This window comes from Flavobacterium sp. GSP27 (genome assembly GCF_003970395.1).
Classification (GTDB): domain Bacteria; phylum Bacteroidota; class Bacteroidia; order Flavobacteriales; family Flavobacteriaceae; genus Flavobacterium.
In genome coordinates, this window is record NZ_RYDP01000025.1 from 1 (window position 1) to 7,587 (window position 7,587).

Annotated in this window: 9 protein-coding genes and 1 tRNA gene; 5 read left to right on the forward strand and 5 right to left on the reverse strand. The window is 36.7% G+C overall.

All coding sequences use genetic code 11. The annotated features are described in order from the left end of the window. Positions 1 to 3: 3 nt before the first annotated feature. Positions 4 to 76 (reverse strand) — tRNA-Lys (locus EKM05_RS14210). A gap of 127 nt (positions 77 to 203) precedes the next feature. Here EKM05_RS14210 and EKM05_RS14215 point away from each other — a divergent pair. After that, the gene (locus EKM05_RS14215) at positions 204 to 722 is read left to right on the forward strand and encodes a shikimate kinase (RefSeq protein ID WP_126460808.1); all 519 of its coding nucleotides are present in this window, start codon (positions 204 to 206) and stop codon (positions 720 to 722) included. Here the strand turns inward: EKM05_RS14215 and EKM05_RS14220 are convergent. Together EKM05_RS14220 and EKM05_RS14225 are read right to left on the reverse strand one after the other, a co-directional pair. Further along, positions 714 to 1,214, reverse strand: coding sequence for a phosphoribosyltransferase family protein (locus EKM05_RS14220; RefSeq protein WP_126455725.1), 501 nt, complete (start codon positions 1,212 to 1,214; stop codon positions 714 to 716). The two genes, EKM05_RS14215 and EKM05_RS14220, sit on opposite strands and share 9 nt — an antisense overlap. A 178-nt stretch (positions 1,215 to 1,392) precedes the next feature. Further along, a complete protein-coding gene (locus tag EKM05_RS14225; protein WP_126460811.1) occupies positions 1,393 to 1,785 on the reverse strand; it encodes an RNA-binding S4 domain-containing protein in 393 nt (130 codons plus the stop codon). Positions 1,786 to 1,865: 80 nt separating this feature from the next. Here EKM05_RS14225 and EKM05_RS14230 point away from each other — a divergent pair, with 80 nt between their 5' ends. After that, positions 1,866 to 2,846: an FKBP-type peptidyl-prolyl cis-trans isomerase gene (locus EKM05_RS14230; protein ID WP_126556359.1), complete on the forward strand. Its 981-nt coding sequence runs from the start codon at positions 1,866 to 1,868 to the stop codon at positions 2,844 to 2,846. A gap of 70 nt (positions 2,847 to 2,916) precedes the next feature. Here the strand turns inward: EKM05_RS14230 and EKM05_RS14235 are convergent, their stop codons facing one another. Next, positions 2,917 to 3,870, reverse strand: coding sequence for a transketolase family protein (locus tag EKM05_RS14235; RefSeq protein ID WP_126515735.1), 954 nt, complete (start codon positions 3,868 to 3,870; stop codon positions 2,917 to 2,919). 115 nt (positions 3,871 to 3,985) lie between these two features. After that, a complete protein-coding gene (locus tag EKM05_RS14240; RefSeq protein ID WP_126556365.1) occupies positions 3,986 to 4,837 on the reverse strand; it encodes a transketolase in 852 nt (283 codons plus the stop codon). 150 nt (positions 4,838 to 4,987) lie between these two features. Here EKM05_RS14240 and EKM05_RS14245 point away from each other — a divergent pair, with 150 nt between their 5' ends. The 3 genes from EKM05_RS14245 (at position 4,988) to EKM05_RS14255 (ending at position 7,284) form a co-directional block, all read left to right on the forward strand. Beyond that, positions 4,988 to 5,575, forward strand: coding sequence for a Crp/Fnr family transcriptional regulator (locus EKM05_RS14245; RefSeq protein WP_126455733.1), 588 nt, complete (start codon positions 4,988 to 4,990; stop codon positions 5,573 to 5,575). Between the two features lie 86 nt (positions 5,576 to 5,661). Beyond that, entirely contained in the window at positions 5,662 to 6,159 is a 498-nt protein-coding gene (locus EKM05_RS14250; RefSeq protein WP_126556362.1) for a hypothetical protein, read from the forward strand. 33 nt (positions 6,160 to 6,192) lie between these two features. Beyond that, positions 6,193 to 7,284, forward strand: a complete 1,092-nt coding sequence (locus EKM05_RS14255) for an alkene reductase (RefSeq protein WP_126460826.1) — start codon at positions 6,193 to 6,195, stop codon at positions 7,282 to 7,284. Positions 7,285 to 7,587: the final 303 nt, after the last annotated feature.

A 7,587-nucleotide genomic window follows, 5' to 3' on the forward strand; every position in this document is an offset into this window, starting at 1 on the left:
TTGTGACCCGACTGGGGCTCGAACCCAGGACCCCATCATTAAAAGTGATGTGCTCTACCAACTGAGCTATCGAGTCATTTTCTTTCCTTGAATGCGGGTGCAAATATAAGGACTTATTTTGGAGTTTTCCAAGCAATTTTATTATAAATTTGTCTTTTTTAAACAAAATTACTCAACACCTTAATTTGTAAGGTTTTATTCAGATGAAAAAAATAATTTTATTAGGTTATATGGGGTGTGGTAAGTCTACAATTGCAAATAAGTTGTCCAAAATTATCCAATTTCCTTTTGTAGATTTGGATGAAAAGATAGTAGAGAAGATGAATTTGTCTATAAATGCCATTTTTGAAAAGCATGGAGAAATTTATTTTAGAAAGGTAGAACACGAAGTTTTTATCGAATTATTAAACGCTCCCGAATCATGTATTATAGGTTTAGGTGGAGGGACTCCTTGTTATGCCAATAATCATGAGTTGCTAAAAGGAGATAATGTTGTTTCTATTTATCTAAAGGCTTCTATTGAAACGTTATTGAACAGATTGGCTTTTAATGTAAGTAAGCGTCCACTGATTGCGGATAAAAGTCCTGAAGATATGAAAGAGTTCATAGCAAAACACCTTTTTGACAGGAGCTTTTATTACAACCAAGCGCAATATAAAGTTGTGGTTGATGGTAAAACAATCGATCAGACTGCGCAGGATATTGTGGCTCTTTTAGCTTAAATACGCATAATTAGTATCGTTTTCATCAAAAACAACTTGTACGTGCTCTAATAACGAAGTAGAAAGCGAGATTCCTTTAAAATCTGCTTTTACAGGATACTTTTTGTGATTTCTATCCACAAGCACTGCGGTTTTGAATTTTTTCAAAGGAACATCTATAAAGTGTCGTACGGCATAGATAAGTGTCGTTCCGGAGTTTAATACATCATCTACCAGAACTAAACCTTTATTGGTATACTGTTCTTTTGATAACGAAGTATGAATGGGTAATTGAGGGTTTTGTTTGTTGATCTGTACTTCGCATAGTGCAACTTTAAGAGGGGAAATAGTTTCCAGGACGGCGGCTATTTTTTTTGCGAAAATGAAACCATTACTGGCGATTCCTGCAATGACTATTTCCTCTTCATCTACGAAAGTTTCATATATTTGGTAGGCAATTCTTTTTATTTTGTGATCAATTTCCTGATTTGTTAAGATGATATTTTTGCTCATTATTTAAAATTTTTATATTCCCCTCCCCAACCCTCCCCGAAGGGAAGGGAGCTAGGACTGGCAAAGGTTATTCGATGTTTTACTTAATTTTTATTTGTCACTTATCTTACATTCAAAACTCTGGGGTGAGAATTGTGTTTGATAAAGTTCATTCGGGATTGTACTTAATTAACTAAGGCTAGTCTCCCTCACCTTCGGGGAGGGTCGGGGAGGGGAGAAATTCATCAATATCTCTTCGATCTTTTTTGGTAGGTCTTCCCGTGCCATTCTTTCGATAATGTTCTTTTGATAGTTTTAGTAATTCTAAATGTTGATACGCTTCTGCCGGAGTATCGTTTCGTCTGTAAATATCAACCAGTTTTGCTCCGACACGATTTTCCGGGATATCCAACACGGTGATTATTTGGGTAATTTGGTCTTTCCGAAACGTGATTTTGTCAGTAGCGAAAACTTCTTTAGAAGGCTTGGCAACAAGACCGTTAACGGTTACGTGATTCTTTTTGCAGGCTTCAGTAACCATATTTCGGGTTTTATAATACCGCACGCACCATAAATATTTATCTATTCTCATAAATTTTCTAAAATAGGAGTTAAATTGTTTACAAAAATCAATCAATATTGTATCTTGCGCACTTAAAAAAATTAGCTATAATGAACAAATTTAAGTATTATTTTATTCTATTAATTACAACTATCTCTTTATTTTCATGCTCAAAGGATGAGGCTGCTGAAATTCAACCGCCTAGAGATTTCGCAGTGCAATATGCGACTGATTTAACGGATATCGAAGAATATTTAAAAAACTATTATATCACAGTTGTAAATCACGCCGGTTTCCCGGACGACCAGGACGTTAGCTATACAAAAATTCCTGCAGGAGGTAGCCAGCCCTCTATCTGGTCTTATAAAGATAAAACAACCTTTCCTAAACTTTTGAGTAGAGATGTCAAACTTCATGATATAACGTATACCTTGTATTATTTAGTGCTTAGAGAGGGAGCGGGCAAATCTCCTACTAATGCTGATGCGGTATTGGCTTCTTACAAAGGAGATTATTTATCCCGAACCACGGTTTCGGAAGTTACGACACTTTCTGCTACTCAGTTTGAGGTGGTGAAAAACCCACAACAATTCTTTAGTTTGCTTACTACAGTAGTAGGATGGGGCGAAACTTTTCCGCAATTTAAGACTGGGACTTACGATTCTAATACAGATGGGACCGTATCTTACAGAGATTTTGGAGCAGGAGTAATGTTTTTGCCTTCTGGATTAGGATATTATAATTCAGGAAGTGGATCGATTCCTTCTTACGCACCTCTAGTTTTTAGTTTTAAATTATACGAAATTAACAGACTGGATTCAGATGGTGATGGAATCATGAATTTTCAAGAAGATCTTGACGGCGATGGTTATATGCGCGTTTTAGCGACAGGAGTTATAAATCCGGATGATACGGATGGAGATGGAATTCCAAACTTTTTAGATACTGATGATGATGGAGACAGTGTGAGTACCAGAACGGAAATCACGGATGCTAATGGCGTTTTAATCCCATTTGAATCTATCCCAAGCTGTAGCGGAAATACTACTGATCCGGCAAGAATCAAAAGACATTTAGTAAAATGCAATTAAAACATACAAATCAAAAAAAATCCAGTTCAATTTGAACTGGATTTTTTTTTGTATAAGTAAAAGGAAGCTATTATTTTCTTTTCATTACTCTTTGAACCGCTTCAACAATCGCTTGATTGTTCAATTTGTATTTATCCATTAATTGTTCTGGTGTTCCGGACTCTCCAAAGCTGTCATTCACTGCCACGAATTCTTGTGGTAATGGGCTGTTCAAAGCTAAAACTCTAGAAATGCTTTCGCCCAGACCACCAAGAATGTTATGCTCTTCAGCGGTAACAATACATTTTGTTTTTTCCAATGATTTCAAAATTGCTTCTTCATCTAATGGTTTGATCGTGTGAATATTGATTACTTCAGCAGAAATACCTTGTGCTTCTAATGCTTCAGCTGCGATAAGAGCTTCCCAAACTAAATGTCCCGTAGCAACAATAGTTACATCAGTCCCTTCCGTTAAAACAATCGCTTTCCCTATTTCGAAAGGTTCGTCAGCGGGCATAAAGTTAGGCACAACCGGACGACCAAAACGCAAATAAACAGGACCGTGGTGATCCGCAATTGCCAATGTAGCCGCTTTTGTCTGGTTGTAATCACACGTATTGATTACCGTCATTCCCGGTAACATTTTCATTAAACCAATATCTTCCAGGATTTGGTGTGTTGCACCGTCTTCCCCTAAAGTTAATCCGGCGTGTGAAGCACAAATTTTCACGTTTTTCTCTGAATACGCAACCGACTGACGAATTTGGTCATACACTCTTCCCGTAGAAAAATTAGCGAAAGTTCCCGTGAAAGGAATTTTTCCTCCAATAGTTAAACCGGCAGCAATTCCAATCATGTTAGCTTCTGCAATTCCAATTTGGAAAAAACGTTCTGGGTGATTTTTCTTGAAATCATCAAATTTAAGGGAACCAATTAAATCTGCACAAAGTGCCACAACATTCTCGTTTTTTTGACCTAATTCAGTCATTCCCGCTCCAAAACCCGAACGTGTATCTTTACTTCCTGTATTTGTATATTTTTTCATTTTCCTCCCCCAACCCCTCCAAAGGAGGGGAGCTCCTATTGGGGTAAATAGGGTTTTAAATTTTTATTTAATGATTCTGTAGCTGTTTCTCCCCTTCGGGGAGGCTAGGTGGGGATTAGTAGTCGCTTTCTGCTGCTGTGTAGTTTTGGCCTAAAGCAATTTCAAGTTGCGTATCATTAGGCGCTTTACCGTGCCAAGCGTGACTGTACATCATAAAATCTACCCCATTACCCATTTCAGTGTGCAACAATACACAAACTGGTTTTCCTTTTCCAGTTCTGGATTTGGCATCATTCATTCCGGCAATAATAGCTTCGATATCATTTCCTTTTTCAATTTCTAAAACATCCCAATCAAAAGCTTCAAACTTGGCACGAATACTTCCCATGGCTAAAACCTCGTCAGTTGTTCCATCAATTTGCTTTCCGTTTAAATCGATTGTAGCAATAAGGTTGTCCACTTTTTTTGCAGCAGCATACATGATTGCTTCCCAGTTTTGACCTTCCTGTAATTCACCATCACCATGAAGTGTATAAATAATATGGTTGTCACCATTCAATTTTTTTGCTTGAGCAGCACCAATCCCTACTGATAATCCCTGTCCAAGAGAGCCAGATGCAATACGTATTCCTGGTAAGCCGTCATGTGTAGTTGGGTGTCCTTGTAGTCTTGAATTGATCAAACGGAAAGTAGCTAGTTCTGCTGCTGGAAAATAACCGCTTCTAGCTAAAACACTGTAAAATACAGGTGAAATATGCCCGTTTGAAAGAAAGAAAAGATCTTCTCCAATACCGTCCATATCAAAACCTTCTTTGCGTTCCATTATATTTTGATATAAAGTGACAAGGAATTCAGTACAACCTAGAGAACCACCTGGGTGACCTGAGTTGACAGCGTGTACCATTCGAAGAATATCTCTTCTGACTTGGATTGTTAAATCGTTTAATTGTTGTGTGTTCGGTTTCATTTGTGTGTTAAAATTAGACTGGGCAAATGTAGTCAGATATTTTGATTTATACAGACTTCCATTTTTAGATTTATCAATAGTTATCAAGGATTGTTTTTTTAGCAGCAATACTATTTTTAAGAATTCTTGATTATTTAGTATCTTGCAACCATGTTTCAACAATTATTCAAAAGTATTCAGGAAAAAGTGATACTGACTCAGGAAGAAATGGAGTTGTGTAAAACTTTTTTTATCCCTAAAAGATTACGCAAAAAACAAATCCTGTTGCAAGAAGGAGACATTTGTGTCTACAATGCCTTTATTGAAAAAGGAATACTGCGCTCTTTTTCCATCGATGAAAAAGGAAATGAACACATCGTACAATTTGCAATTGAAGGCTGGTGGATCGCAGATTTGTCCAGTTTTCTAACAAATAGTTCCTCTATTTATACGATTGAAGCCTTGGAGGATTCTGAACTGCTTTTGCTGACAACATCGGCAAGAGAAGCTTTAATGGATAAAGTCCCCATGTTTGAAAGATACCAACGCTTGCTTTTGCAAAATGCCTACATCGCCAATCAAGCCAGAATAAATTCGACTTTAACAGAAACCGCCGAAGAAAAATACACCAATTTAGGAATTGCTTATCCCGGAATTGTTCAACGTGTACCCCAACACATGATCGCCTCTTACCTTGGTCTGAAACCGGAAACATTGAGTCGGGTTCGCAAACAAATTAACAATCGAAGTTCATTTTAATTGACATAGATCAATAGAATTTCTTGTTTTACATCAACGAAATCTTTTGCAATACAGCCTTAAATTTGTCCTGTAAATATAAGTCGATGTCAAATAGAACCACATTTGCAGTCCTTGGAGTTTCAGCAACCAATAGTATTGTTTTAGCAAAGCAAATTGCCAAAACCAATCCCGTTTTGCTGTTTGATCAAAAAGCCGCTACACTTTTGGAGGTGTATACCGAAATTATTTCAGAGAATCCGAAGGCAAATGTAGAAATGATGATTTGTCCAACCAATGCAAGTTGGGAGGCAGATATTATTATACTTTCAAATGATGTGGCAACAAATGTTACTCTTATTGAAAAAATCAAAAAAGTGGCAACGGGTAAAATCGTACTTATTTTGGGAAACGAAATGGAGGTGATTAATTCCGAAAGTACACTGGATAAATTACAGCATTTGTTTCCTTTTTCTAAAGTTGTTCTGAGCAACGAATCAGCGTATGATTCTAACGATTCTCTTCTTTTGAAAGGAAATGAGCAAGAAACCTTAAACACTATTTTAACTCTATTTACAAGTATTGGTTTGAAAGCCAGTATTTAATTTAATAAAACACTAATTTTTAACAAAAATCAAATGAGTAAATCAATTTTATTTCAACCCTATACATTAGGAAGCAGTACTTTAAAAAATCGAATGGTGATGGCTCCAATGACCAGAAGCCGTTCTAATAATGAAGGTAATGTTCCTACTGCACTTACGGCAGAATATTACACACAAAGAGCTACAGCAGGTTTAATTGTTTCCGAGGGAACTTTTGTGAGTACAAAAGCAGTGGGTTTTATCAATGTGCCCGGAATTTACAGTGCAGCACAAACCGAAGGTTGGAAACTGGTTACAAAAGCAGTTCACGAAAAAGGAGGAACTATATTTGCACAATTGTGGCACACGGGACGGTTGTCGCATCCGGATTTGCATAATGGCGAATTACCACATGCGCCATCCGCTTTGAATCCGTATGCAAAAGCTTACACAAAAGACGGTTTTGTAGACACTGTTGTTCCAAAAGAAATGACTATTGAAGACATAAAACAAACCGTTTTAGATTTTAAAAATGGAGCTAAAAATGCTATTGAGGCGGGTTTTGATGGTGTCGAATTGCACGCTGCCAACGGCTATTTACTACAACAGTTTTTTAATGGTTATTCCAATAATCGTACCGATGAATATGGTGGTTCAATAGAAAATAAAACCCGAATCCTTTTTGAAATTCTAGATGCTTTAGCCGGTGTTATTGATTATTCTAAAGTGGGTGTTCGTTTGAATCCTACCCTGCATAATACGCAGGGAATGATGTTAGATGAACAGACAATTCCTACTTATGAATATATTGTAAACCGTTTGAATGACTATGGTTTAGCGTATGTGCATTTGACGGAGCCTTTTACGCCGGTTGATGATGTACCTTTTGCTGTTACTGAAGTAGCTAAGCATTTCAGACCGTTTTACAAAGGAACATTAATCATCAATAAAGGGTTTACAAAAGAAATGGGAATCAAAGTGCTTGAAGATGGGTATGCAGATCTTGTTGCTTATGGAGTTCCCTTTATTGCAAATCCGGATTTAGTGGCTCGTTTTGAGACTGATGCTCCATTAAGTAAACCAGATCAAAGCACGTTTTACACGGATACTGTGAAAGGATATACTGATTACCCGGCCATGGTTTAAAAAGAAGTATGCTTGTCTGTAGTTCTACGTAAGAAATATTTTTTGACACACATTTCATATATTTTTACAAATTAGACATTTTTTTATTGAAAATCTGTGGAATCTGTGTCGGTTTTTTGTTTGGTACGATTGCGTACAAGCAAATAAATAAATTAAACAAGAATAGTGTCAAAATACCATTGTCTTTATTTTTAGGTTCAATTATAATTCACAAGAAAGCCCGCAATATGGACATGCCCCAAAAAGTTAGACACTATTTGGGGCATTTTTTATGGAAAAAAAAGTAAAATATGATTATGCATT

Bases quoted from the DNA above. Each gene is read 5' to 3' on its own strand.
- EKM05_RS14215 (WP_126460808.1), top strand. From the start codon at position 204: ATGAAAAAAATAATTTTATTAGGTTATATGGGGTGTGGTAAGTCTACA.
- EKM05_RS14220 (WP_126455725.1), bottom strand. From the start codon at position 1,214: ATGAGCAAAAATATCATCTTAACAAATCAGGAAATTGATCACAAAATA.
- EKM05_RS14225 (WP_126460811.1), bottom strand. From the start codon at position 1,785: ATGAGAATAGATAAATATTTATGGTGCGTGCGGTATTATAAAACCCGA.
- EKM05_RS14230 (WP_126556359.1), top strand. From the start codon at position 1,866: ATGAACAAATTTAAGTATTATTTTATTCTATTAATTACAACTATCTCT.
- EKM05_RS14235 (WP_126515735.1), bottom strand. From the start codon at position 3,870: ATGAAAAAATATACAAATACAGGAAGTAAAGATACACGTTCGGGTTTT.
- EKM05_RS14240 (WP_126556365.1), bottom strand. From the start codon at position 4,837: ATGAAACCGAACACACAACAATTAAACGATTTAACAATCCAAGTCAGA.
- EKM05_RS14245 (WP_126455733.1), top strand. From the start codon at position 4,988: ATGTTTCAACAATTATTCAAAAGTATTCAGGAAAAAGTGATACTGACT.
- EKM05_RS14250 (WP_126556362.1), top strand. From the start codon at position 5,662: ATGTCAAATAGAACCACATTTGCAGTCCTTGGAGTTTCAGCAACCAAT.
- EKM05_RS14255 (WP_126460826.1), top strand. From the start codon at position 6,193: ATGAGTAAATCAATTTTATTTCAACCCTATACATTAGGAAGCAGTACT.